This window comes from Heyndrickxia ginsengihumi, from assembly GCF_011008565.1.
GTDB classification, from domain to species: Bacteria; Bacillota; Bacilli; order Bacillales; family Bacillaceae_C; genus Weizmannia; species Weizmannia ginsengihumi.
Genome location: NZ_JAAIWK010000006.1, coordinates 72,995 through 98,207, shown reverse-complemented (window position 1 = coordinate 98,207; position 25,213 = coordinate 72,995). Strand labels below are relative to the sequence as shown.

Below are 25,213 nucleotides of genomic sequence, written 5' to 3'. Positions count from 1 at the left end.
TACGATGGCTTTTTCGATGTATCAAGAATGTTGAGCATTTTCCTGATTAGATGAATGGAGAAGACTTCTATAACTATAAGCTCTCTCTGAATTAATTTGTGAGGAAAATCGGCTTAAAAATTCGATTGTACGTTTGTGTTGCGGATGTAAAAAAAGCTGTTCAGGAGGACCTTCTTCGACAATGTTCCCATCAGCCATGAAGACAACACGATCAGCAATGTCACGAGCAAAGGCCATTTCATGAGTAATAAGCAGCATTGCCATCTCATACTCCGCAGCAATATCTTTGATTACTTCTAATACCTCTCCGACCAATTCTGGATCTAAAGCAGATGTCACTTCATCAAATAACATAATTTTTGGCTTCATCACTAATGACCGTGCCATTGCCGCGCGTTGCTGCTGTCCGCCTGATAATTGAGTAGGATAGGCATTACACTTATGTCCGAGACCGACTTTATCAAGCATTTTTTTTGCGTGTTGTTCGGCTTCACTTTTCGTTAATCCTAATACATGTACTTGTGCTTCCATTACATTTCTTAAAATCGTCATATGTGGAAACAAATTATAGTGTTGAAAAACCATTCCAATTTGACCGCGAACTTTGCGTAAGTGTTTTTCATTAGCTTCTACCAATTTGTCTTTTACTTTGTAATGCCACAGCTGTTCACCACTAATTTCAATTGTGCCACTTGTTGGTTTTTCTAATGTCATTAACATCCGTGCTAGCGTTGTTTTCCCAGAACCACTGGGACCAATCATTGCGACCTTTTCTCCTAGGAAAATATCAAAATTGATATTTTTTAATACTTCAGTGCTGCCGAATTTCATACCAATATTTCTATATTTGACGTAAGGTTCTTTTTTTAATTGATATTGATCGTCACCATTCTTCATTTTGCAACCTCCTTATTTTTAATGGAATAAGAACGATCGTAGCGGTAATTGATACGTCTTGAGATGTAACGAAATACAAGTGATGACGGATAACTAAGAACTAGGAAAATTAGGCCGACATCTGTAAAGGCTTCTAAATAGCGGAATGATTCTGCGCCGATCAGTCTCGCTGACTGCACCATTTCAACTAAAGTAATTGCAGACAACAGCGGAGTATCTTTAAACATCCCGATGAAGTAATTGCCAACCATTGGAATAATCGGTGGTATTGCTTGTGGTAAGATTATGTTTGTCCACATTTTTCTTCTTGAAAAATTTAATGCGGTTGCTGCCTCCCATTGTCCTTTCGGGATTGAATCGATTCCTGTTCGAAAAACCTCTGTCAAGTAGGCGCTGTAATGCAATCCAAGTCCGATCACTCCTGCTAAAAATGGTGATAGGGTGATGCCAAAGTTAGGAAATACAAAAAAGATGAAATAAAGCTGCACAAGCAAAGGGGTGCTTCTTACGAAAACAACAATAGCCAGAACTGCACCATTCAATAAGTTAAAGGATGAGCGGCGGCAAATAGTCCAACATAGTCCAAGGATAATAGCTAGTATAAATCCTACGACGGTTGCCTTGACTGTTATAAGCATAGCCTCTAAAAGCTGCGGTAAAATTGAAACAGCGAAATGCCAACTCCACATTAGTTACCCCTCCCAATAGATAGTCTTTTCTCAAGGCGCCGAAATCCGATTGTAATTGGATATGCAATTAGAAAATAGATGATCAATAAATAAGTGAAAATTTTTGTTGATTCCATAGTCGATGCTCTCATTGTCATTGCTTGAAAAGTTAAATCTGAAAGTGTAACAAGGGAAACGAGAGATGTCCCTTTTAGAAGTTCTATTACCAAATTACTAAATGTAGGTAACATAATGAGGAAAGCCTGTGGCAGGATGACAGATCGCATTCTTCGATAAGGAGTCATATTTAAAGAGATCGCTGCTTCTGTCTGCCCTTTTGGAACAGCCGAAAGGGCACTTTTAACCACGACTGCGCCATATGCGCCGTAACCTAAGCCAAGTGCCAGTACACCGACAAACATGGCGGGTAGTTTAATTCCTAAAATTGGAAGACCAAAGTAAAACCAAAACAATTGTACAAGAAGTGATGTCCCTCTAAACACTTCTATATAAAGACTAGAAATCAATCTAATGAGCGGCCATTTCGCCAAACTTAAAAAGCCAAAGAGAAATGAAACTACTAATGCAAAAATTGATGAATATACTAAAACTTGTAAAGTGATGGATAATCCTGTTAATAGTCCTTTTATAATGTCAAGATTTGAAAACATAAATGATTTCACTCCCCGATTTTCTTAAACTTCTAAATAGATGAGGGGGAATATTTCCCCTCATCTATTTGATTAACTGTTCAGTCGTAACATCCCCTGGAAGTTCATTCTCGGTAAATCCGTATTTCTTAAGTATTTTTAGTAATTCACCATCTTTTTTCATTTTTTCAAGTTCTTTATTAAAGGCTTCTCGGAAGTCGTCATCCTGTTTTCTAAATACAGTCGCTCCATACCCCTTCACACTTTTACCATTAATTACAGGCTGTTTAAAATCTTTAACTTTTTCTACATTATTAGATTTCGCCGTGTCTAATAATGAACGAAGTGCTGGACCAGTCATCGTGATTACATCAACTCGACCAGACTGGAGTGCTGACAATGCGCTTGGATTATCCGATATGACTGTAATTTGTGAAGCATTAACACCGGATTCTTTTACATAATTTGCTTCGGCAGTTCCGGCAATAACGCCCACTTTTACCTCGCTATTGTTCTTGATATCTTCATAACTTTAATATGATATGGATTTCCTTTTTTTACTGCGATTGCTTCTCCTATACTATAATCTGGGTTTGCAAAATCTACTTCATTCGCTCGTTCAGGAGTGATAAACATACCTGCAGTGATCATGTCAAAACGGTCAGCTTTCAGTCCGGGAATAAGAGAGCCAAATTCCGTTAACACTCCATCCATTTCTTTTATGCCAAGTCGTTTTAAAATAACACGGGCAACTTCAACTGATTCTCCTGTTAATTTTCCATCTGAAGTAGCATAAGCATATGGCTTTTCATTGGCAAATCCGACGACAACTCGTTTATCTTTTTTGGCTTTTTGAAAAGTTGTTTGTTTTGGAGAAGCAGATGTACTTTCTGATTTCCCGCATCCCATAATGCCGATTGCTAATAAACCAACCATAACAACCATCATAATTTTTTTCATATTCATCACCCTTTTTATTTTTATTTTGTGAAAAACATATCACTCTATTGATTTCAAACTCTCTTTATACACTGAAAATTTATGAATCAAACATTCCGTATAACAAAAAATACAATTTTAGTTGGATGTCTTTTGGACGATTTCATTTTTAATAAATTCTTTTCATTTAATTATCCATATTCTTTCAATATCCCATGTCTTTTTCGATTATCAATATTGCCTCAAATGAACACCTTCCTTCTTGTTAAGTTTTATAACAAACTGTGTTATATCTTATACTTTTATTTTAAAGATCAATCATTTAGAAAACTATCAGCCAATTTGTAAGAATATTCATCTAAATATTCTGTCACTTTTAGCATAGACATAGTATGGAATGTATAATAAAATAGAATTATTTCATTTTTCTGTACCTTATTACTTGCTATAAAGGTCTGTATATATGTACAGAGATGCTTAGAGAAATGTCATGTTTTATAACATGTAATTGGTGCTTACTTTTCGTGCTGGCTGTCTGAAGTGTTTTAAGAAAAGTCGGGAAGTAATCGACATATTAAGCAATCATGTATAGTTATCGTGGAGGAATGGAATATGCATTTTACAATTGAACAATTTTTATCTCATCCATTATTAAAAGAAGCTAAACTGTTATTTAGTAATAAGGCGATGCTTACACAGCCGATAGAGTCTATCTCAGTTATTGAAACTCCTGTTGAACGATTAATAAGAGAAAACGAAATTGTACTAACAACAGCGATTGGCTGTGAAGAAAATGATACTTTTAAATCTTTTATTAAAGCTATCTATGCCTCACATGCTGCTGCGATAGCAATTGCGATAGGGAGAAACGTCACAACGATTCCAGAGTCTATTTTAAAGTTCGCAAGGAAACATGAATTCCCAATTATTCTTTTACCGTGGAAAATCCGTTTCTCAGATATTATTAAAATTGTAACGGAAGGTGTTTACAAGCAAAAACAGTATTTTGCGGATAAAGCGGATTCGCTTCAAAGGCGATTATTGCAGCTTTATTTTGAAGGAGATTCGTTGAGCCGCGCTTTAAAGTTGATAGAAGATGAAACTGGTATGCAAGTCTATCTATTACAGGAGGAATTTGCTGCAGCTTTTTTTTCTTTAAACCAGGAGCATCCAACAAATTATCTCCAATATGATCAAGTGCAAATAGACAAGCCTTCAGTGGTTTGCACAATATGGAATACACGAGCACAAGTTTTTCCGTTTCATATTTATGATCATTACATAGGTATTATTATTCTAGAAACTGCTATGCTTTCTTTTGAATTAATAGACTGGTTTGTTTTAGAAAAAATTACTATTGCGCTGCGTTTATGGTTTAAGAAAGACCGGATATTAATAGAGCAAGAGAACAAAGAAAAAACAGAGTTCATAAAGACATTAGTAGAAGGAAAGTATAATGATTGGAAAAAAATTGAAAAGCAAGTCAATCGATTTAACATAGATAAATCCGTAAAGTATTTTTGTATTGTAGGTTTTGCGGAAATGGAGGACTGTGAACAAAAATACTCATCGTTTGAAAGTCAGATTAGCAAAATAGCTTTCGATTGTGCACGATCATTAAGGATCGAAATGATAAGTACATTTCAATCTGGATATTTAAGCATATTTTTAAACAGTGCAGTTAGCCTGTATAACGAGTTTATTGATGTCTTTGAGGAAAAATTAGCGATCTATTGCTTACCTTATTTTTCATGGGGGATTAGTGAACGTTTAACAGATGTGTACGCGTTTCCTCACAATTATAAAGATGCCAAAATTGCATTAGAAATTGGCAGAAGACAGAAAGGACCGGGAACAAGAAATACTTCTTCAGATACAAGTATATTTCGATTATTATCTCATTTATCTGAAAATAAACTAGCTGATGATCTAGTACGACAAACGATTGAACCATTAATAACATATAATCGAGAAAGAGGTTTAGATCTTTTTCGTACCCTTTCGTACTATATCAATTATCAGGGAAATATTAGTCAAACTGCACGGGCGCTAGCATTGCAGCGTCAATCGTTGCTCTATCGTTTGCAGAAAATAGAATCATTAACAGGGAAGTCCTTGTCCGAACCTGATGACCGTTTTCTTCTACAACTCTGTCAAAAACTATGGACCATTTCAGGTGTTCAGTAATATTTCTCCATCACTGGTTGAATTCAACCATATTGGTTATTCTATTTCTGCTATGTGCATTAAGAGGGGAGAGTTAAAATTAGAGCTTCTTAATGGTAGCGATGGATGGATGAGCTTTTCATCAGCAAAAGGGGAGTAAGAGTAACCAATCAAACACCGAAAATCTTTTGATGGATTTACATTAAAAGTTGTTAACAATCAACAAGTAAAAAAGATTTTTGTTAGGTATAAATAGATATGGATTAGAAATTCTAAAATCGCGGTCCTTCCGTCAGCATCCACCGGAATTGTAAACCAAAATGTTAATATTCAGGTCAAAATACTTAATCTAACAGTTACAATAAACAAGGACGATTTAAATGAAGAGTATTAATCAATTGTTATAAACTGTAGTTCTCATCCTTCTGTTAGTAGAAAAAGACAATTCAAGAAATTTATAAGCATAATGAAAACCTCGATTACTTTTTAGATTTAATCGAGGTTTTAACCTTTATAGCAGTATTAGTGACTTAAAATATGTTGACCTTTTGCTTAATGGCTATATTGATTCTGGCCGTTGATATATCATCAAAGTAAAGGATGACAGCATCCCTATTTATAACGCATTAGAATTTGCTACTTGCGTTATACCTCTTGGAAATGTATTAATGATCTCTGCGCCATTTTGGGTAATGAGTATTGTGTCACATTCTCTAGGTGAGCCAACTTCGGGAATAATTGCCCATGGTTCGATAGTAAGGACCATACCAGGTTCAAGAATACGAGTGTTGTAGTGACGTACTTCACCCAGTTCACTTCTGCCACCTGTATGATGGACAATTCCTCTCATAAGTCCTGATCCATTCGGGATTTGATCAAAACCATTCGCATGAAACACTGCTCGTGCAGCTTTATCAATATTGGCGAATTGACCTCCTGGCTTTGCCACTGAAAATCCGGCATTAAAAGCTTCGATTGCAATTAAACAAGCTTGATGAATCTCTGTGCTTACATCGCCGACTAAGATTGGTCGCTCTAGTGAGGCCTGGTAATACGCGACCTCTGCTTCAATCACGACCTCTACCATATTTCCGGGATTGATAAACAAATCATCTGGCAACGCATGACACTGATCGCTTCGTTGTCCTTGTTGAAGATAGCAGGATACGTTTAGCGGGTATGATGTTTTTGCTGCATCCTTCATAGCGTTACATGCTGCGCGGGACACTTCAATCTCAGTGCTGCCTTTCTTTATCATTTCTACCACTTTGTGCATCCCGATATCTGTAAGCCGGCATGCTTCCTGAATGTAGCAAAATTCCTCATCAGAACTGATGAAACGCGTAAGGTTTACAGCATCTGTGCGATCAACAAAGACAACATTTGGCATTTGTTTGGTGAGCAATGTCTGAAAGGATGCAGGGATTCCTTCTGCCTCAACACCAGCTATTTTTACTTCACGTTCTTTCAATGTTTTGGCAATAAGTTGAACAACCTTTGTATGGGTAGGGCCGTCTGAATCGCGATAAGTGTGAATTTCAGTAATTGGAGATTCGATTGCGGCTGCTCCGGTTTCAAATTCAGGAATAATCAGGACGTGTCTGCCATCTTTGAAAAGAATAGTTGCCGCAAATCTCCCCCATTGCAGCATTGGTAAACCAGACAAATAATAAGAATTATGGAATGAAAGTGCGATAAAGCAATCCTCTTCGTTTAATTTATTAATAACTGCGGATTGGCGCCGACAAATTTCTTCGGCTGTGAATATTGGTGAAGCTATTCTCATCCAGATGCCTCCTTAATAGTTATGTTTATCTTTCAAATTTGGAAGACTTTGAAATTAGTTAAATTATATTTACTTGTTTTATAGGATTCTATTACGCAAAATGTAAGAATAAAGAAAGGAGTTTTCTTACATTTTAAATGATTGATGTGTAAATGAAGTTGATTTATGTTATTTAATAATAAACAAGCTAGAGAAGTATTTCACAAGTAATTGTAAAAAAGGAGAGGAAAAGGATGAATAAGACTTATGATGTAATTGTTATTGGACTCGGAGGCATGGGAAGTGCTGCTGCCTATCATTTAATGAAAAAAGGGTTGCGAGTTTTGGGGATTGATCGCTTTCAGCCGCCTCATCAGTTTGGTTCTTCACATGGTCATACCCGGATTTTTAGAGAAGCCTATCTCGAGGGTGCCTCTTATGTGCCGCTTGCACAAAGAGCACATGCATTATGGCGTAGATTAGAGGAAGAGTCGGGAAAAGACCTACTCGCTGAAATTGGCGGAGTAATGATAGGTCCGGAGAATTGTGAAATTGTTCAAGGGACGATTACAAGTGCAAAACAATACAATTTACCATATGAGATGCTGTCTGCGAAGGAAATGGCTAAACGTTTTCCTGCATTTTATCTCGCGGAAGATGAGGTTGCAGTTTATGAGAAAACGGCAGGTGTTCTTTTTCCGGAAGCTTGTATTGAAGCTTGCTTAAAAATAGCCATATCTGAAGGACTTGAAATCAAAACAGATGAACGAGTGTTAAAGTGGGGTCAAGAAGGTGGCGGGATCACGGTATATACAGAAAAAGGAATCTATAAAGCAGAAAAGCTCGTGATTTCAGCAGGAGCGTGGAACCCGGACTTATTCGGTTTTACGATTCCGCTCGAAGTCCAACGTAAGGTACCTACGTGGTTTCAAGCCATGAATAAACCTGAAATTTTCAATCCTGATCAATTTCCAATCTTTTGCTGGCATTACACAAATGATTTAAATATTTACGGTATGCCTGGGTTCCACGGTGAAGGAACAAAAGTTGCCTTTCATCAAGGGGGATTAATTGGAACTGCTGATGAACTAGATCGGGAGGTCTCTTCAGAGGAAATAGCGCCAATTCAACGATTAGTTGCTGAAAGATTTCCAGATTTAAATATAAATGACGTTACAATTGATACGTGTTTTTATACGAATACACCTGATGGACATTTTGTGCTTGGAAAACATCCAAATTATGATAATGTCGCAATTGCAGGCGGTTTTTCCGGCCATGGATTTAAATTTTGCAGCGTAATCGGTGAAATCCTTTCGGATCTTGTGATAAAAGGTAAAACAAATCATGATATTACGCTATTTGATCCAGTGCGTTTTCAAAAATTATAATGAAAATATAAATGTAGTGATAAATGGCTAGTTGTATTCATTTTTTAGAACATAAAAGAAAAAATGCGCATTGTTAATAGATATATCTGAATATTTTACATTGACAAAAAATACGATAAAGTATATGCTTTCGATATATTACGTTACATTTGATGTTATAAAAAATAACATATTAATAAATGATCAAATTAAATAATTGAGAGAAAGTGAGAGTCCATTTTATAAAAGGTTTTTTAGTTATTTATATAGAATAAGGAGGGGTAGAAATGAGTAAATTAGCAGCTAATCAAACAAATGAGGTAACCATTCGTCATGTTTGGGAAGCAAGGAAAAGAATTGCATCTATTGTCAATAAAACTCCAATTCTTCAGTCCCTAGTACTGTCAGAAAAACTTGGACGCCCGGTTTTTTTAAAGCTTGAGAATATTCATGAGATTGGTGCGTTTAAAGTTAGAGGTGCCGCAAATAAAATTTTAAGTTTAAGTGACGAGGAAAAGAAAAGAGGGGTCGCGACTTATTCAACAGGTAATCATGGGATGGCTGTTGCATATGTCGCAAAAAAGCTTGGCATTGATGCCACTGTTTGTATTTCTAATCGAGTTCCAAAGGCAAAAGTAGATTCGTTGAAAAGATTAGGCGCCAATATTGAGATTTATGGTGATAGCCAGGATGACGCCGGAAAGCGCTGTTATGAATTAGAGAGAGAGAGAGGCCTAACGGTTATTCAGCCGTTTGATGACCCCGATATCATTGCTGGCCAGGGAACAATTGGTTTAGAACTATTAGAAGATGTACCAAACCTTTCGAATGTAATTGTTCCACTTTCGGGAGGTGGACTGCTGTCTGGAATCGGGCTGGCTTTAAAGTCAAGTACTCCGGATGTCCGAGTTACTGGTGTCTCAATGGAAAAAGCAGCTGTTATGTATGAAAGCTTAAGGGCTGGAAGACCAGTAGCATTGCCAGAACAGGATACCCTCGCAGATAGTTTACTAGGCGGGATTGGATTAGATAATAAATATACATTTCGAATGGTAAAGCAATATATGGATGACGTCATCTTAATTCCAGAGAAAGAAATTGCGAACAGTATGGCTTTTATGATGGATAAACACAGATTAATCATTGAAGGAGCAGCAGCCACGGGAGTCGCAGCAGTTTTGGAAAATAAAATTTCTCATCAAGATGGTGCAGTTGCAATTATTATTAGCGGCCAAAATGTAGATCTATCTGTATTAGTCCAAGTTATTCAACAATACCAAAATTGAAAAGAATGGTAGCTATTCTAAAAGATTGAAATTTTTATGATTTCATTGGGAGCATTGCTTACATGTTCGTTTAATGTCTGGATATCGGCTCATCTATATCTTTTGTTTTTTTTCAATGATTTGAATCTTTCTTGCAAGGGGGACAACATGACGTTAACATTAAACGACGTTCTAACATTTGAGATAATGGAAAGTGCTAGGGTGAGAACCGGGAAAAAATTTCTTGACCAACGGTATGTTCAATGGATCTCAGTTATTGAAATGCCAGTTGAAAATTTTGTCCGCAAAAATGAAGCTGTTTTGAGTACGGCGATTGGCTGCGGGCAGGATCTTGAATTATTTAAAAAATTTGTTCAAGATATTATAGAATCTGAAGCATCAGCTTTAATGATTGCTTTAGGAAGGCATATATTTCAAATTCCCCAAGAAGTGATTGCGTTAGCGGAGGAGAAAAATTTTGTCATCATTGAAATTCCTTGGGAGGTCCGTTTCGCGAATATTATTGAAGATGTAATGAAGGAGCTAAATGGTATTCAATATAAAGATCGCGAAAGGTCTGAGCAAGTCCAGCAAGAGCTTTTAAAGTTAATCTTAAAAAATAGTGATATTAATACAATTTCAAGGTTTATTCAAAAGCAAATTGGCTGCCCGATTATGCTGATTGATCGAAAAGGGGTCATGCTTGATCAAAATAGTCATCGGCAAAGTTTCATTGATCAATGGAAATTCCTTATGATGCGAGAAAATTCCCCAATAAAGAGTCCATCATCTGTTGCTATGCACGATCCGATGTTTAGTAAGTTCCAAATCTTTGAAATTGATGAACAAATTATTGTGCAAATGCCCATTTTACAAGGGCTAGGTGATGCTCAAGGTTATCTAATTGTGATGTTACCACCACATATAACAATAAATGATTTCTTAACACAGTACCGAATCAATGTTTTAGAACATTCTTCAACAACAATCGCACTTTGGCTTTCGCGGAAAAACGCGATAGAGAACACGAAAATGTCTCTTCGCAGTGATTTTGTACAGGAACTTGCTAAAGGCGATATTCATAATTGGAATCAGGCAAATTCAAGAGCTAAATTATTAGGCTATAATCTTAAAGTTCCATATGTATGTATTGTGGGGTTTGCAGAAAATTTAAAGACTCTTTTCCAAAAAAGAAAACATGATTATGCAACATTTGGAAATTGGCTCGATAACATGATTCGTTATATTGAGGAAGAAATCTTATATGCAGCCCAATCTCTTAAGAGAGAGGTCATGTTGACATACCAGGAAGAAAGATTACTTATTTTTCTGGAGATCTCTGGAGATAAAGGAAATGTAAATCCATCTGACTTTTTGGATCTTGTTGAAAGGCGTTTACGAAACTTAATCCCGGAAGTTGTCATTTCATGGGGGATTAGTAATCCACTGAATACATTAGATGGATTTCATAAAAGTTATGAAAATGCAAAAGTTGCCTTAGAAATTGGCAGAAGCAAAAAAGGAATCGGTTACCGTATGATGTACGAGCATACACAGGTTGATCGTTTGTTGCTAAATCTAGCAAAGAATAACGAGATGAAGACTGTCATTTTATCTACTATTGAACCTTTGATTCGATATGACGAGCAGCATCATATGGATTTAATCGATACCTTTAGTGCCTATAATGACTGCCATAGAAATGTAAGTAAGACTGCGAGAATGCTTAATTTACATAGACAGTCATTATTATATCGATTAAGAAAGATTGAAGCATTAACTGGACTTTCTTTAAATGATACAGATGATTTATTTTTGTTAGACTTAAGTATTAAAACATGGAAAATGGGGCTAGCTAAAGCAAAATAACTTATTAAAAGTGAGATAAGTAACGTTCTGCTATCTATATTTGTCTAAAAAATATAGTAATTTATATGTAGAACGATGCAGCATTGATTATAGGTTGTCTATAAAGAGTTTCGAAGACTTTTTAGACAACCTATTTTTGTTAATTATTTTAACAAATTATTAAATTCTGACTAAAAATACTTTAAAATTTCTTACATTTTTACGGATGATTGTATTTAACGTAATTTACTATAATGAAAATATAAAATTTAACAAAGTTTTTACAAATAAGTCGTGACCAAAACGAATAGGAGGCAATGCTCATGGCATTTGGAACAGCTGAATATAAAGAAAGAATTTATAAAACAAAAGAACGGATGTCAAAACAAGGGATCGATGTATTACTTGTTACAGACCCAGCAAATATGAATTATTTATCTGGTTATGATGGATGGTCTTTTTACGTACATCAAATGCTCATTATTATGATCGATGAAGAACAACCGATTTGGATCGGCCGTGGCCAGGATGCAAATGGTGCGAAGGTTACGACATGGCTTTATCACGAAAATATAATTCCTTACCCAGATGACTATGTTCAATCGAATACGAAGCATCCGATGGATTTTGTAGCTGATATTTTAAAACAAATTGGCCAAGATAACCGCACAATCGGTGTTGAAATGGAGAACTACTATTTTACAGCTAAATGTTATGAACAACTGAAAAAAGGATTACCAAATGCATCACTTAAGGATGCAACACTGTTAGTGAACTGGGTTCGTCTTGTGAAGTCTGACACGGAAATTGAGTATATGAAGCGTGCTGCGAAGATCGTTGAAAAAGCGATGATGAAAGGTATCGAATTAATCGGTGAAGGTGTACGTGAATGTGATGTCGCAGCAGAAATTTTCCATACTCAGATTAAAGGAACTCCAGAGTTCGGCGGTGATTATCCAGCAATTGTACCGCTGCTGCCATCAGGCGAAAAAACATCTACTCCGCATTTAACATGGACAGATGAACGTTATAAAAAAGGGGATACCGTTATTTTAGAATTGGCAGGTTGCTATAAACGCTATCATTCACCGCTTGCTAGAACGGTTAATATCGGAAAACCTTCAGAGGAGATTAAAACACTTTCGGATGTAGTAGTTGAAGGGCTAAATGCTTGTCTTGATATGATTAAGCCTGGTATTGCATGTGAAGAAATTGAGGAAACTTGGAGAAAGACAATTGAAAAAAGCGGTATTGTTAAAGATTCGCGTATTGGCTACGCAATGGGCTTGAATTATCCTCCTGATTGGGGTGAGCATACAGCGAGCATCAGAAAAGGAGATAAAACAATTTTACAGCCAAATATGACTTTCCACCTCATTCCGGGTGTTTGGTTAGACCAATATGGCTTTGAAGCGAGTGAAGCATTACGAGTAACTGAAAATGGGTGTGAAACATTTGCCTCTCTTCCGCGGCAGTTATTTATCAAAGATGGAATATTAACAAAAAATTAATGAGGTTGTAAGGCGGTGAAGCAAATCTATGCTTATTTTTACAGAGCAGGAGTTAAGAAAACATATTTTATTAAATAGAGAAGTTATTTCTATTATTGAAGAAGGATTTTGTAAATTGGCAAGCAATGAAGTAACAATGCCACCGATTATGCGCGTTGACATTCACGACGAAAACGGTGAAGTTGATGTGAAAACAGCGTATATCAAGGGAAAAGATATGTTTGCAATTAAAGTTTCATCAGGGTTCTTTAATAACTATCAAATAGGTCTGCCAAGCAGCAGCGGATTGATGATGTTAATTAGCGCAAAAACTGGTGTTCCACAGGCGATTCTGCTAGATAATGGCTATTTGACAGATGTCCGAACGGCGGCAGCTGGAGCTATTGCTAGCAAATTTTTAGCAAAAGAAAATATTGAAACCGTTGGTGTTATTGGAACAGGTGGTCAGGCAAGATATCAAGTAAAAGCATTAAAGTTAGTGCGGGATTTTAAAAAAGTGATTGTATATGGACGTTCCCTTGAGCGGGCCAAACAATACGCGGCAGACATTTCAACTGAACTTGGAGTAGATGTAGAGATAGCAAATGGTGCAGAAAGAGTTGTGAAAGAAAGTGATATCGTTATTACGACGACACCGGCAAAAGCTCCTGTTATTAAAGCAGAGTGGCTTCATCCTGGTTTGCATATTACGGCAATGGGGTCTGATGCTGAACATAAACAAGAGTTAGAGGCGGAAGTTCTCTCGCGCGCAGATAAGCTCGTTTGTGATACAAAAGAACAATGTGCCCGCTTAGGAGAATTGCATCATGCAATTGAACAACATGTAATACAGCCAAACGCTTCGATAATCGAGCTAGGTCAAGTAGTATCAGAAGCTATTCAGGGCAGGGAAGATGATGAGCAAATAACGGTTTGTGATTTGACAGGGACAGGAGTACAAGATACTGCAATTGCTTTATTTGCTTATTCGGAAATGGAAAAAAGAAATGCAGGTTTGAATGTAGATCAACAGATTTTATCATTAAAAAGCTAATGAGGAGTGATCATATGACAATGGAACATATTAAATTAGGTACAAAAGCAGTGTGGGCAGGAGAAAAGGATTATTTAGTACATGGTGCAACACAAGTTCCAGTCGTTCTAAGTGTTGCGTATGGATATGATGATATGGATGAATGGTATGATGTCGCGATTGGAAAGAAAAAAGGGCATATTTATGGCCGCAACACGAATCCAACTGTTCAAGCATTTGAAGATAAGATCAAGATTTTAGAAGGAGCAGAAGCAGCAACAAGCTTTTCAACGGGGATGGCTGCAATCAGCAATACGCTATCAACTTTTTTAGTTCCTGGTGACCGTATTGTTTCTATTAAAGATACATATGGGGGAACGAATAAAATTTTCACAGAATTCCTACCGCGTCAACAAGTTGAGGTTGCACTTTGTGAAACCGGAAATCACGAACAAATTGAAGCCGAAGTGGCAAAAGGCTGCAAAATATTGTATTTAGAAACACCTACAAACCCTACTGTTAAAATTACCGATATTGAACGTATGGCAAAGGCAGGAAAAGCTGTTGGCGCACTAGTGATCGTTGACAATACATTTGCAACACCGATTAATCAAAACCCGCTTACCTTAGGCGTCGATCTAGTTATTCATAGTGCAACGAAATTTTTAGGAGGGCATGCAGATGCATTAGGCGGTGTTGTATGTGGATCAAAGGATCTCGTCGAAAAAATTTACCATTTTCGAGAAATCAATGGAGCGACGATGGATCCAATGGCAGCATATCTCATTTTACGAGGAATGAAAACACTCCATCTGCGTGTTCGTCAACAATGTGAGAATGCAATGAGACTTGCAACATATTTACAGAACAAACAGTTAGTAGAAGCTGTTTATTATCCAGGGCTTGAAACGCATCCGCATCATGAAGTGGCAAAAAAACAAATGAGACATTTTGGCGGAATGTTAAGCTTTGCTGTTAAAGGTGGAGTTGATACGGTAAGAGATCTCCTGCCAAAACTACAATATGCGAATCGCGCAGCAAATCTTGGAGCTGTTGAAACGACAGTTGGCCCTGCGCGAACAACTAGCCATGTTGAATGTACACCTGAGGAACGTGCGGCAATGGGAATTCCAGAAGGACTCATTCGTATTTCTTGCGGAATCGAGGATATTGAGGACATTATTGCAGACTTCGAACAAGCGTTTAACCATGTTGAAAATGCATTAGAAGTTTAAAAGACTACGATTTTACTTGGGGAGGTGGAGAAGATGCCAAATAATCCTCTGATTCTTAAACAGGCAAATTGTTTGTTTAGTCAATTAGTCGAGTGGCGTCGAGCGTTTCATCAACATCCTGAACTCAGTTTTCAAGAGTTCAGGACTTCCCAATTTGTTGCTGAAACGTTGAGAAGAATGCCAGGAATGAAAGTGGAGACAGGAATCGGAACGGCGACAAGTGTAATTGGTATTTTAACTTCAGGTGAAGGCCCTACGATTGCAATACGCGCGGATATGGATGCACTTCCGATTACAGAGATAAACAAGGTAAGTTATTGTTCTGAAAATAATGGTGTGATGCATGCATGTGGTCATGATGCCCATACAGCAATTTTATTGGGAGTGTCTTCAATACTTGCTCAATCTTTTCAAGAAAATGTATGGAAAGGGACTGTGAAATTCATCTTTCAACCAGCTGAGGAAAGCACAGATCAAAATGGGCTTTCTGGTTCACCATACATGATTCAAGCAGGTGCTTATGATGATGTGGATGCAGCAATTGCACTGCATATGTGTCCATGGCTTCCGGCTGGAGCGGCACAAATAAACGATGGGTATAGTATGGCAAATGTTGATGTATTTCAAGGGAAAATCTATGGAACAGGTGGTCATGGGGCATATCCTGAGCTTGGAACAGATCCTATCTGGATGTTAGGACCTGTAATGCAGGCAATCCACGGCATTATTTCACGAAGAATTTCAGCACTTGATGCAGGTGTGGTTAGTATTGGTCAAATTCACGCTGGCACAGCAAGTAATATTATTCCAACAGAGGTTGCGATGGAAGGAACTCTACGCAGTTATACGCCAGAGGTGCGGAATCTATTGGAAGAAGAATTAAAGAAAGCGTTTTCTATAGTTGAACATTTAGGTGGGCGCTATACATTTCATGTAGAAAAAGGAGAGCCTGCTTTAAATAATAATAAGATGATAAATGGCTGGATTGCTAGTACTATTTCTGAGATTTTTCCCAATTTTCAAATTATAAAACGTCCATTTGGAATGGGTGGAGAAGATTTTGGATATGTAACACAAAAGTTGCCAGGATCGATGTTTTTTTTAGGGTGCAGATTGCAAGATGGAGAACAAAGAGATCTGCATACCCCAATATTTGATATTGATGAAAACTGTTTGCCAATGGGCGTTGCAATTCTTGCTCAGACAGCTTTGAAATTTTTAGCGGGAGAAGTGACGTTCACTCAAAATATTTCTTTGGAGGTATGAATCATTGGTGCAAAAATTAGCATTTATTGGTTTTGGCGTAGTTGGTCAAGGCTTAGCTGAAATTTTAAGAGATAAGAAAGAAACATTGAGAAAAGAAGAAGGGTTTGAAGCAGTTATCGTGGCAATCTCAGATTTAATGAAAGGATCTATTTATCATCCTGATGGCTTAAATATTGATCAGGTCCTTCAAGTATTAGAAGAAACAGGTAATCTTGAAAACTATCCAAATATTCCGGGGTTGATAAAAGGATGGGATAGCTTTCAAACGATCCGTGACACAAATGCTGACACAATTATTGAAGTGTCATTCACGGACGTAACAACAGGGCAGCCTGCGATTGATCATTGTAAGGCCGCATTTAAAAGCGGTAAAAATGTTGTTATGACAAATAAAGGCCCAGTAGCTTTAGCATACAAAGAACTTTCTGAATTTGCAAAAGAAAATCGCGTTTTTTGGGGTTTTGAAGGAACCGTTATGAGCGGTACACCTGCACTTAGAATGCCAGCAACAACGCTTATCGGAAATGATATTACAGAAATCAAAGGAATTTTAAATGGCACAACGAATTTCATTTTAACAAAAATGGAGGAAGAAAGGCTATCTTTTGAGGAAGCATTGAAACAAGCGCAAAAACTAGGTTATGCAGAAGCGGATCCTACGAGTGATATTGAAGGATATGATGTACGATATAAAGCTGTCATTTTAGCAAACTATGTATTGAATGTGCCACTAACTGTAGATGAAGTACTATGCAAGGGAATTACTGATATTACTTTAAATGATATTGAGCAGGCGAAAAGAGAAGGAAAACGCTGGAAACTATTGGCAAAAGTTAAGAAAGAAGACGGGAAAGTTATTGCATCTGTTATGCCTGAAAAAATAAATATGAAAGATCCACTTGCTTCAATTACCGGCGCAACAAATGCGATCTTATTTGAATGCGACCTATTAAATACGGTTATGCTTACAGGTCCAGGAGCAGGGAAAATGGAGACAGGATTCTCGCTTTTAATAGATTTGCTTACGATTCATCGTCAGGAGAGTCAAGTAGAAGTTTCATTTTAAAGGAAAAGGGGTAATAGGATGACAACACAAATGATTAGTCGTGAGATGTTTTTAGCAGGTAAATGGGTGAAACGTGAAAGAATTATTGAAGTTCGCGACCCGCAGGACAATAGTATTATTCATACTGTTCCAGCTGCATCTGCAGAAGATATGCTCCAGTGTATTGAAGAAGCGAAAGAAGGCGCGAAAATTGCTGCGAACTTACCAATGCATAAACGTATGGAAATTATCAATAAGGCGGCAAACTATATTGAAGAGCATCATGAGCAGTTTGCACGCACAATTTCGCGAGAAGGCAGTAAAACAATTCGTGAAGCAACGAAGGAAGTGAAAAGGTGTATTCAAACATTGCGAATTAGTGCCGAAGAAACAAGAAGAATTCATGGCGAAACGATTCCGTTTGATCAAGTTCCAGAAGGAGAAAATCGTATTGGATACTATGAACGCTTTCCAATTGGGATAATCGGTGCAATCACACCGTTTAATGATCCTTTAAATCTTGTTGCTCATAAAGTTGGTCCAGCTATTGCGTCTGGAAATGCGATTATTGTTAAACCGTCAACTGTTACTCCGTTAAGTGCCCTTTTACTTGCAGAAGCGTTTTCCGTGGCAGGGCTTCCTCCCAAAATATTATCCGTGTTAACAGGTTATGGAAATGAAATTGGAGATATTCTTGTTAAACATCCTGCAGTTAGAATGATTTCCTTTACTGGTGGACTTCAGGCAGGGGAAGAAATCGCTCGTAAAGCTGGCCTGAAGAAGCTCAGCTTAGAGCTTGGTTCTAATTCACCTGTGATTGTACTAGAAGATGCTGATATCAATCAAGCAGTAGAATCAACAGTTTCAGGAGCTTTTTGGGCAGCTGGTCAAAATTGTTTAGGTGTTCAAAGAGTGTATATTCACGAAAGTATCATCAAAGCTTTCCAAGAAAAATTTGTTGCAAGAACAAAACAATATCGTATCGGTGATAAACAGTCAATGTTAACTGATATGGGGCCACTTATTACTGAAAAAGAAGCGATTCGCGTTGAAAAAATGGTTGATGAAGCCATTCAAAAAGGAGCAGTAATATTAACTGGAGGAAAACGTAATGGTGCATTCTATTCTCCAACAGTACTCACAAATGTACCGAAGGATTGTATGATTTCGAAAGAAGAGATTTTTGGACCGGTTGTCTTATTATATCCATTTAATGAGCTTGAAACAGCTATTCAGCAGTCAAATGCAGTAGATTACGGTTTGCAAGCGGGAATCTTCACCAATGATGTTAGGAAAGCTTTCAAGGCAATTGCAAAGATGAATGTTGGTGGTATTATGATCAATGACAGCAGTGATTTTAGAATTGACGCTATGCCATTTGGTGGTGTGAAAAAATCTGGATTAGGACGTGAAGGAATTAAATTTGCTATTGATGAAATGACAGAGTTAAAAGTTGTTTGTTTTCATTTAGCTTACAATGAATAAATCTCGTATTTATTCATTGTAAGTTTATATATAAGAAGAAATAACGAAATACATTTTTAAATATTGGAAAATTCTGCAAATATCATATCGTGAAAAGGAGGATTGACGTTATGGACCAAAAAATAAACGAAATATTTAAAAAAGAAAATATAACAATTGTTGATAATAAACTTGCGAAAAAGTCCATGATTGGTACATCTCTTGGAAATGCAGTAGAATGGTTCGACTTCGGTATTTACTCATATTTAGCTGTTACGATTGGAAAAGTATTTTTTCCGGAAATCGACCCATCGGTGCAGCTAATCTACACTTTTGCTACTTTTGCAGTTGCTTTCCTAATTAGACCAATCGGCGGTTTATTTTTTGGGATGCTCGGTGATCGTTTCGGTCGAAAAAAAGTTCTTACAATTACTTTAACCATGATGGCGCTGGCCACTTTAAGTATAGGGCTTATTCCAAGTTACGCCACAATTGGTGTAGCTGCTCAGATTTTATTATTAGTAGCTAGGCTAATACAGGGATTTTCAACGGGGGGAGAATATGCAGGGGCAATGACATTTATTGCAGAATCCACACCTGATAAAAAGCGGGGCTTTATGGCGAGCGGATTAGAAGTTGGGACACTCCTTGGCTATATTGCTGGTTCAGGTATTGTAACATTATTGTCCTTCCTTCTTGGAAGTGATGCGATGGTTGAATGGGGATGGAGGATTCCTTTCTTCATTGCTGCACCGTTAGGTTTTATCGGTTTATATTTTCGAACAAATTTAGAAGAAACTCCTGCGTTCAAAGCAATTGAAAAAATAGAGGATAGAGAAGAAGACATATCTCTTAAAGAGATGGTCGTGCAACATTGGAAACCATTTTTAATTTGCATAGGAATTGTGATATTTTATAATACAATGAGCTATATGGTACTTACTTATATGCCTGCGTATTTATCAGAAATACTTGGCTTTGGGGAGACAAAAGGTTTATTACTAATCCTGATTGTCATGGTTGTCATCACTCCAATTGTTTTAGCAATGGGGTATTGGAGTGATCGTATTGGTAGAAACCCTATCATTAAGGGGGCATTAATTGCGACAATTGTTCTTAGTATACCTGTGTTTATCATGGTTCGTACTGGAAATAGTTATGCTTCCTTTTTAGGCATGCTTATCCTTGGATGTTTGTTAGCAGCGTTTCAAGGGACTCTTCCAGCGACATTGCCATCATTGTTTTTTACAAAAGTCCGGTACCGATCACTTGCGATCACGTATAATGTTTCTACCTCTTTATTTGGTGGGACAACACCATTAATCGTTGCATGGCTCGTGAGTGTGACAAAAAATCGTATGGTTCCAGCTTATTATTTAATAGCCGTTTGTGTACTTGGTATTGTGATTGTTGGCTTTTTTGTAAAAGAAACTGCCCGCAGATCATTACGTGGATCTTCTCCGGTAGTAGAGAATTCAAGTGAAATTAAAGAACTATTGAATAAACCAAATGAAGCTTTCTGGTGGATCCAAGAAATGAATAGAGAGGTAGAAGATCAAGGGGATTATACTAGTATGGGGTCAAAGAAAAAACGAGTTGAAAACTTACATTAAACTCTAGACAGATTAATTGTCCATGATGAAGATAGAAAATACTGAGGTTAAATCTTGCTTAAATTAATCATAATTGCTTCAAATAAATATCGGAATATTTATTTGAAGCAATTATTGAATCATTTTAATGATCGCAAGGAGGAAATAACAGTTTAACAACATTAATGGCGATCCATCACGGTTTTTCTTTCAACTAAGCTACCTTTAATAGATTTATAGATAATCAAGTTATTTTGTTCGGGCTTTTCGATGTGTTTTAACAGTAACTCAATTGTTGCTGCAATCATCTTATTTACTGGTTGTTTCCAAGTCGTTAACGAATAAGCAGACCATGCCGCAAGATCAATATCGTCGAATCCTATAATGGATACATCCTCTGGAATACGTACCCCTATTTCCTTAGCAGCATCAATTGCACCAAGTGCCATAATGTCATTAGCACAAAAAATGGCATCGAGTGGTAAAGCTGATTTTAGAAGCCGCAATGTTGCCTGATAGGAGCCCTCATATGTGTAATCTCCGTATTCCGTCGTATATGTGTATCCGCTTTCTTGGAGAGCTTCTTGAAATCCTTTCTTTCGATCATGACTAGTGGATGTATTAGGGTTCCCTGAAATAAAGGCAAGATGACGGTGCCCTTTTGTAAGTAAGTATTTCCCTATTTGATAACCACCATCAATATTGTCGCAAGATACCGCATGGAAAAGTGAATTTTGTTCATAGCGATTAAACATGACGATTGGTATTTGTTTATCTTTAAAATATGATGCTAAGGATGAAGTTAAAAGAGCATCTGTAATAATAATCCCTTCTACATTGTATTCACAAAGCTGAAATATTTCGTCGTCGCTAATTTGGTTGTTTTTTGTGTTTACAAATAAAAGATGATAACCTTTCTTTCCAAGCTCTCTTGAAAACATGCTAAGTACATTCGGGTAAAATGGGTTTTTAACATCCCCCATTACGATTCCAATCATATTACTTTTTTTCGTGATTAAGCTTCTAGCTATTGCATTTGGACGATATCCCATTTGTTGTGCAGCTTCAAGAACTTTTTTGCGAGTTTTCGCAGATACACTTGCGCCAGGGGTGAAAACTCGAGATACAGTAGATTGAGACATGCCTAAAGCCCTTGCTACATCTGAAGCAGTAACATTTTTTTGCATGAGCCATTCCTCCATGCATACTTTTCCATGATTATATCATAAGATCCATTTTTAACCACTTAATCAATTCTTTTTCGCGTTCAGCATTCATTTTCTCTGAAAACTCCGGGGACCATTGATAAAAGCCTGCACCATTTTTTTGCCCGTATTTTCCTTCAGCAACCAATGTCTTCATTGTTGATAATGATGTTGGGGCAATAGATAAATCTTTAAAAAGATAGTCAGAGATATGATGGAATACGTCTAATCCACCCATATCCGCTGTCATAAAAGGACCTGTAACAGTAAGCCGGCGCCCAATACTGTACCGAACGGCTGCATCAATCTCTTCTACCGTTGCAGCTCCAATCTCCAGTATGTGTTGTGCCTCTCGAAATAAAGCATATTGCAGCCGATTGCCAATTGACCCTAATATGTCTTTTTTAACTTCAATAGGTTTTTTATTCATTTCAGATAATAATGATAAGGCTTTTTTTACCGTTTTATCTGCTGTTTTTTCGCCACGCACCACTTCAACTAGTGGGATGAGATGGGCAGGATTCCAAAAATGAGTCACAATCATTCGTTCTGGATGCTTCATGCGTGAAGCGATTGCTGTTGGACTTAATCCAGAAGTATTACTGGCGAGAATGACATCCATGGAACATCTTTGATCTAATTGTTCATATAAACGTTGTTTAAGATCTAGTATTTCGGGTACAGCTTCAATAATAAAAGAAGCGTCTTGGATACACTTTCCGATAGAAAGCGTAAACTGTATTCGTTCTGTAATTTCTTTACTTTTAGACTCGTCAATTACTTCTTCGGCGACTAAAATACCAAGTTTCCTATGAAGTTCTTTACTTCCACGTTCTATATCATGCTGATCGTTTCCCCAAACTTTTATAGAAAAGCCGGCAAGAGCAGCTGTGAGAGCAATTGAATGCCCCATTGTTCCCGAGCCGAGGATAGAAATGTTTTTATCTATCATAAATAACATCTCCTTTTGTTTTAGATTGCCGTCCATCCACCATCTACACGAATTGTATCCCCCGTAATAAAGTTTGCCATATCTGATGCTAGAAATAAGACAGCTCCTGTAACATCAGATGGTTCAGCTAATTTTCCTAAAGGAATTCGCGTTAACACTTCGTCGTAAAAGGATTGGTCGGCAAACATTTTGTTCGTTAACTCTGTTTTAATGAACGTAGGTGCAACAGCATTTACTTTAATATTGTATGGTGCCCATTCAACTGCTAAAGCTTTTGTTAATTGGACAGCGCCACCTTTACTTGAGCAGTAGGCAGATCGGTTTCGAAAACCGACAAATGCCATTTGCGAAACAATATTAATGATTTTCCCTTTGTTTTTTGCAATCATATATTTCCCTGCTTGCTGTGCACAAAAGAATGTGCCTTTAAGGTTTGTATCTATTATTTGATCCCAATCTTCTTCAGTGACTTCCAGTGCAGGCTTTGGAATATTAATACCAGCATTATTGACAACAACATCCAGTCCATTTAAATAAGTGTACGCCTTATCAACCATATTACGAATACTTTCCACTTGCTGCATATCCGCCTTGATATAAGTGCACTTGCGATTATATTTCTGTAACATTTCTGTTGTTGAGATCAATGTAGCTTCATCCCTACCCGAAATGACAACATTTGCCTGGTGCTTTGCAAAAGATATTGCAATGTCTCTGCCGATTCCTCTATTGCCCCCAGTTACGAGAATTTTTTGAGTTGATAATTCACTTAAATATTCCATGAATAATCTCCTTTCCTATAAAAAAATAAAACAAATAATCTTTTTTATGATGCAGAATGATTGTTTAGTTTAGATTGAGTATCTTTTGTAAATGTAAGAATAGCTGCACGGTCATTATGGACACGATACAAAATAAGAAATAAGATCGAGCATAGTAACGTAATGCCTGCAGATATCAGAATTGCTGGAGTAAAGCTATTAAAATATTGTAAAATGAATCCCATTAATAAAGGTGATAAAATCCCTCCAATATTGCCAATAAAGTTAATAGCGCCACTTACAAACCCAGCTCCACTCTTGCCCCCAATTTCGGCTGCAGTAGACCACATAGGACCAAGAATTGACATGACAAAAGCGTATCCTAAAGACATACATGTAACAGAGGCATAAATATTATTGATAAAAGGGGTGACAAATAATGTTGCCGTACCTAAAATCAATCCAAGAGAAATGACAATTTTGCGTGCAGAAACTGAATCACGACCTTTATCTACCAAGCGGCGAACAACTGTACCTGCGCTCAATACAGTAATTAAACCGAACAAATAGGGTTCCATTGCCATTATCCCCATTTCACTCAAACTCATATGGTATTTTTCAGTAAGATAAGTTGGATACCATGTTAAAAACATATAATTTACGAAATCCAAACCAAAGTTTGCCATACTTGCTGCCCATAATGTTGGGCGTTTTAAAAGTGCTCTATACAATCCAGGTACAGAAGTAATTTCGGAATTTTCCTCTAGCTGATCATGTTTAATCCATTCTAGCTCATTTTCTGAAACTCCACGGTGTTCTTCTGGATTGTCTCTTCCATAAAGATAAAAGAAGACACCTAGAATAGCAGCGATAATACCTGTAATAATAAAGGCCACTTGCCATCCCCAATGAACTAACAAAAAAGCAACAATTGGCGGTGCGACAGCTGCGCCAATTACTAGACCGAGATTTTGCAACGACATTGCTTGCGAATATTCTACTCTTGGGAACCAACGAGCAAGCAAGACAGATGCAGCAGGCCAAGTAACTGCCTCAGCTAAACCAAAAGGAATTCGAAAAATAACCCATGCCCCAAATGAGGCGGCCTGTGTTGTTAGGATAAGAATGATGCACCAGACTAGCATCCCATAGAAATAGGTTTTACGTGGTTTTAACCAGTTTGCAATCATACCTGCGGGAATTTGACCGAGCGCATAAGTCCAAGAAAATGCGCTAAATATAATCCCTAATTGCATTGCAGAAATATGGAATTCATGTTGGATAACTGGTGCACTTACGGATAGATTGGTACGGTCTAAATAACTAACTGTACTTATTAAGAAGACAAGAAACATCATGATCCAACGTACATTAGTAGAAGTTTTTTTCATAAATGTTCCACCCCAGTATTGTTCGATTTTAGGAAATGAAGTCATTAACGTCGCAGCGAAAACAGATAAAATAAAAACATATTTGCGACGATTGCAAAAGAATAGTGCAAAAGAAGAGTATTACTGTAACTTATTTTTTATGTCTTATCGTTTCATGAAGAAAAAATGACTAGTAGCTGGCATGATTTTATAATGAAGTTCTAGAAGTTAA

Annotated in this window: 21 protein-coding genes; 11 read left to right on the top strand and 10 right to left on the bottom strand. The window is 37.1% G+C overall.

Translation table 11 applies throughout. The features are described 5' to 3' along the window. Positions 1-21: 21 nt before the first annotated feature. The 5 genes from ehuA to G4D61_RS18460 form a co-directional block, all read right to left on the bottom strand. Entirely contained in the window at positions 22-897 is an 876-nt protein-coding gene (gene ehuA, locus G4D61_RS06050; RefSeq protein ID WP_025730082.1) for an ectoine/hydroxyectoine ABC transporter ATP-binding protein EhuA, read from the bottom strand. Beyond that, positions 894-1,586: an ectoine/hydroxyectoine ABC transporter permease subunit EhuD gene (gene ehuD, locus G4D61_RS06045; protein ID WP_025730081.1), complete on the bottom strand. Its 693-nt coding sequence runs from the start codon at positions 1,584-1,586 to the stop codon at positions 894-896. Before ehuD ends, ehuA begins: the two co-directional genes overlap by 4 nt. Then, positions 1,586-2,236 (bottom strand): ectoine/hydroxyectoine ABC transporter permease subunit EhuC, encoded by a 651-nt coding sequence (ehuC, locus tag G4D61_RS06040; protein ID WP_025730079.1) that lies wholly within the window; start codon positions 2,234-2,236, stop codon positions 1,586-1,588. Before ehuC ends, ehuD begins: the two co-directional genes overlap by 1 nt. A gap of 64 nt (positions 2,237-2,300) precedes the next feature. Next, the gene (locus G4D61_RS18465) at positions 2,301-2,711 is read right to left on the bottom strand and encodes a transporter substrate-binding domain-containing protein (RefSeq protein ID WP_367613764.1); all 411 of its coding nucleotides are present in this window, start codon (positions 2,709-2,711) and stop codon (positions 2,301-2,303) included. 2 nt (positions 2,712-2,713) lie between these two features. Further along, entirely contained in the window at positions 2,714-3,175 is a 462-nt protein-coding gene (locus tag G4D61_RS18460; protein WP_367613763.1) for a transporter substrate-binding domain-containing protein, read from the bottom strand. A 591-nt stretch (positions 3,176-3,766) separates the two neighbouring features. Between G4D61_RS18460 and G4D61_RS06030 the strand changes: the two genes are divergently transcribed. Then, positions 3,767-5,341, top strand: a complete 1,575-nt coding sequence (locus G4D61_RS06030; RefSeq protein ID WP_163173499.1) for a PucR family transcriptional regulator — start codon at positions 3,767-3,769, stop codon at positions 5,339-5,341. 595 nt (positions 5,342-5,936) lie between these two features. Here G4D61_RS06030 and G4D61_RS06025 read toward each other — a convergent pair. Next, positions 5,937-7,106, bottom strand: a complete 1,170-nt coding sequence (locus G4D61_RS06025; RefSeq protein ID WP_163173497.1) for a M24 family metallopeptidase — start codon at positions 7,104-7,106, stop codon at positions 5,937-5,939. Between the two features lie 233 nt (positions 7,107-7,339). Between G4D61_RS06025 and solA the strand changes: the two genes are divergently transcribed. The 10 genes from solA (at position 7,340) to G4D61_RS05975 (ending at position 20,714) form a co-directional block, all read left to right on the top strand. After that, on the top strand, positions 7,340-8,476 hold the full coding sequence (gene solA, locus G4D61_RS06020; RefSeq protein WP_163173495.1) for an N-methyl-L-tryptophan oxidase: 1,137 nt from the start codon (positions 7,340-7,342) through the stop codon (positions 8,474-8,476). A gap of 266 nt (positions 8,477-8,742) precedes the next feature. Beyond that, on the top strand, positions 8,743-9,741 hold the full coding sequence (gene eutB, locus G4D61_RS06015) for a hydroxyectoine utilization dehydratase EutB (RefSeq protein WP_163173493.1): 999 nt from the start codon (positions 8,743-8,745) through the stop codon (positions 9,739-9,741). A gap of 147 nt (positions 9,742-9,888) precedes the next feature. Next, positions 9,889-11,589 (top strand): PucR family transcriptional regulator, encoded by a 1,701-nt coding sequence (locus G4D61_RS06010; protein ID WP_025730069.1) that lies wholly within the window; start codon positions 9,889-9,891, stop codon positions 11,587-11,589. A gap of 302 nt (positions 11,590-11,891) precedes the next feature. Continuing rightward, entirely contained in the window at positions 11,892-13,079 is a 1,188-nt protein-coding gene (locus tag G4D61_RS06005) for a M24 family metallopeptidase (RefSeq protein ID WP_163173491.1), read from the top strand. A gap of 28 nt (positions 13,080-13,107) precedes the next feature. Continuing rightward, positions 13,108-14,112: a cyclodeaminase gene (locus G4D61_RS06000; protein WP_163173489.1), complete on the top strand. Its 1,005-nt coding sequence runs from the start codon at positions 13,108-13,110 to the stop codon at positions 14,110-14,112. A gap of 20 nt (positions 14,113-14,132) precedes the next feature. After that, positions 14,133-15,326: a cystathionine gamma-synthase family protein gene (locus G4D61_RS05995; RefSeq protein WP_371316477.1), complete on the top strand. Its 1,194-nt coding sequence runs from the start codon at positions 14,133-14,135 to the stop codon at positions 15,324-15,326. Positions 15,327-15,359: 33 nt separating this feature from the next. After that, a complete protein-coding gene (locus G4D61_RS05990) occupies positions 15,360-16,592 on the top strand; it encodes a M20 metallopeptidase family protein (RefSeq protein WP_025730061.1) in 1,233 nt (410 codons plus the stop codon). 4 nt (positions 16,593-16,596) lie between these two features. After that, complete coding sequence (locus G4D61_RS05985) at positions 16,597-17,658, top strand: homoserine dehydrogenase (protein WP_163173487.1); 1,062 nt, start codon at positions 16,597-16,599, stop codon at positions 17,656-17,658. A gap of 18 nt (positions 17,659-17,676) precedes the next feature. Further along, the gene (locus tag G4D61_RS05980) at positions 17,677-19,122 is read left to right on the top strand and encodes an aldehyde dehydrogenase family protein (RefSeq protein ID WP_163173485.1); all 1,446 of its coding nucleotides are present in this window, start codon (positions 17,677-17,679) and stop codon (positions 19,120-19,122) included. 110 nt (positions 19,123-19,232) lie between these two features. Next, the gene (locus G4D61_RS05975) at positions 19,233-20,714 is read left to right on the top strand and encodes an MFS transporter (protein WP_163173483.1); all 1,482 of its coding nucleotides are present in this window, start codon (positions 19,233-19,235) and stop codon (positions 20,712-20,714) included. Positions 20,715-20,875: 161 nt separating this feature from the next. Here the strand turns inward: G4D61_RS05975 and G4D61_RS05970 are convergent, their stop codons facing one another. Genes G4D61_RS05970 through G4D61_RS05955 form a run of 4 tightly spaced genes read right to left on the bottom strand, consistent with a single transcriptional unit; the run spans position 20,876 to position 25,002 of the window. Beyond that, on the bottom strand, positions 20,876-21,880 hold the full coding sequence (locus G4D61_RS05970) for a LacI family DNA-binding transcriptional regulator (RefSeq protein WP_235929331.1): 1,005 nt from the start codon (positions 21,878-21,880) through the stop codon (positions 20,876-20,878). A gap of 31 nt (positions 21,881-21,911) precedes the next feature. Next, entirely contained in the window at positions 21,912-22,850 is a 939-nt protein-coding gene (locus tag G4D61_RS05965; RefSeq protein WP_306666534.1) for a 3-hydroxyacyl-CoA dehydrogenase family protein, read from the bottom strand. Between the two features lie 20 nt (positions 22,851-22,870). Then, the gene (locus G4D61_RS05960; protein WP_025730050.1) at positions 22,871-23,632 is read right to left on the bottom strand and encodes an SDR family NAD(P)-dependent oxidoreductase; all 762 of its coding nucleotides are present in this window, start codon (positions 23,630-23,632) and stop codon (positions 22,871-22,873) included. 44 nt (positions 23,633-23,676) lie between these two features. Further along, positions 23,677-25,002, bottom strand: a complete 1,326-nt coding sequence (locus tag G4D61_RS05955) for an MFS transporter (protein ID WP_025730048.1) — start codon at positions 25,000-25,002, stop codon at positions 23,677-23,679. Positions 25,003-25,213: the final 211 nt, after the last annotated feature.

Excerpts from the sequence above, each read along its gene's own strand:
- ehuD (WP_025730081.1), bottom strand. The coding sequence starts at position 1,586 with ATGTGGAGTTGGCATTTCGCTGTTTCAATTTTACCGCAGCTTTTAGAG.
- G4D61_RS06010 (WP_025730069.1), top strand. The coding sequence starts at position 9,889 with ATGACGTTAACATTAAACGACGTTCTAACATTTGAGATAATGGAAAGT.
- G4D61_RS05970 (WP_235929331.1), bottom strand. The coding sequence starts at position 21,880 with ATGCAAAAAAATGTTACTGCTTCAGATGTAGCAAGGGCTTTAGGCATG.
- G4D61_RS05955 (WP_025730048.1), bottom strand. The coding sequence starts at position 25,002 with ATGAAAAAAACTTCTACTAATGTACGTTGGATCATGATGTTTCTTGTC.
- G4D61_RS06005 (WP_163173491.1), top strand. The coding sequence starts at position 11,892 with ATGGCATTTGGAACAGCTGAATATAAAGAAAGAATTTATAAAACAAAA.
- G4D61_RS06030 (WP_163173499.1), top strand. The coding sequence starts at position 3,767 with ATGCATTTTACAATTGAACAATTTTTATCTCATCCATTATTAAAAGAA.
- G4D61_RS05980 (WP_163173485.1), top strand. The coding sequence starts at position 17,677 with ATGACAACACAAATGATTAGTCGTGAGATGTTTTTAGCAGGTAAATGG.
- G4D61_RS05990 (WP_025730061.1), top strand. The coding sequence starts at position 15,360 with ATGCCAAATAATCCTCTGATTCTTAAACAGGCAAATTGTTTGTTTAGT.
- G4D61_RS06025 (WP_163173497.1), bottom strand. The coding sequence starts at position 7,106 with ATGAGAATAGCTTCACCAATATTCACAGCCGAAGAAATTTGTCGGCGC.
- G4D61_RS05965 (WP_306666534.1), bottom strand. The coding sequence starts at position 22,850 with ATGATAGATAAAAACATTTCTATCCTCGGCTCGGGAACAATGGGGCAT.
- G4D61_RS18460 (WP_367613763.1), bottom strand. The coding sequence starts at position 3,175 with ATGAAAAAAATTATGATGGTTGTTATGGTTGGTTTATTAGCAATCGGC.
- ehuA (WP_025730082.1), bottom strand. The coding sequence starts at position 897 with ATGAAGAATGGTGACGATCAATATCAATTAAAAAAAGAACCTTACGTC.
- solA (WP_163173495.1), top strand. The coding sequence starts at position 7,340 with ATGAATAAGACTTATGATGTAATTGTTATTGGACTCGGAGGCATGGGA.
- G4D61_RS05975 (WP_163173483.1), top strand. The coding sequence starts at position 19,233 with ATGGACCAAAAAATAAACGAAATATTTAAAAAAGAAAATATAACAATT.
- G4D61_RS06000 (WP_163173489.1), top strand. The coding sequence starts at position 13,108 with ATGCTTATTTTTACAGAGCAGGAGTTAAGAAAACATATTTTATTAAAT.
- G4D61_RS05960 (WP_025730050.1), bottom strand. The coding sequence starts at position 23,632 with ATGGAATATTTAAGTGAATTATCAACTCAAAAAATTCTCGTAACTGGG.
- eutB (WP_163173493.1), top strand. The coding sequence starts at position 8,743 with ATGAGTAAATTAGCAGCTAATCAAACAAATGAGGTAACCATTCGTCAT.
- ehuC (WP_025730079.1), bottom strand. The coding sequence starts at position 2,236 with ATGTTTTCAAATCTTGACATTATAAAAGGACTATTAACAGGATTATCC.
- G4D61_RS05995 (WP_371316477.1), top strand. The coding sequence starts at position 14,133 with ATGGAACATATTAAATTAGGTACAAAAGCAGTGTGGGCAGGAGAAAAG.